This window comes from Nocardia sp. NPDC058666 (genome assembly GCF_042714895.1).
Classification (GTDB): Bacteria; Actinomycetota; Actinomycetes; order Mycobacteriales; family Mycobacteriaceae; genus Nocardia.
This window is the reverse complement of record NZ_JBHXRY010000028.1, coordinates 8,704-9,029: the sequence shown is the minus strand read 5'-3', so window position 1 is coordinate 9,029 and position 326 is coordinate 8,704. Positions and strand designations below refer to the sequence as shown.

General features: G+C 73.0%; 1 protein-coding gene. It reads left to right on the top strand.

What is annotated here, in order from left to right; genetic code table 11:
• Positions 1-51: 51 nt before the first annotated feature.
• The coding region (locus ACFWVD_RS27820; protein WP_379247767.1) for a hypothetical protein at positions 52-326 on the top strand (275 nt) is incomplete at its 3' end.

The window sequence follows — 326 nt, the reverse complement described above, 5'->3', positions numbered from 1 at the left end:
CCTCGGGGGGGGGGACCACACCACCGCCCGATCGAGCCCGAGGAGAGCGCCGTGCCGGAAGCCTCCATTCCCGCGCCCATGATCATGGGGGTCCACGGCGTACTCGCCCTGCACCCGTGGGTGGACGCCGAGACCCAGGATGTCTTCGCCCTCGCGGTCAGGCGTGCGGTCGCCTACGGCTGGAGCTCCTTCCACGCCGCAGGGCCGCACGGCGTGCGCTGGGGCCACAACGACGCTGGTGGCGACTGGGGACAGGAGGGGCGTGACCGTCGGACGGGCGAGGACGAGAGGGTGCGGCAAGCGAAGACTTGGCACCGGGGCCACCC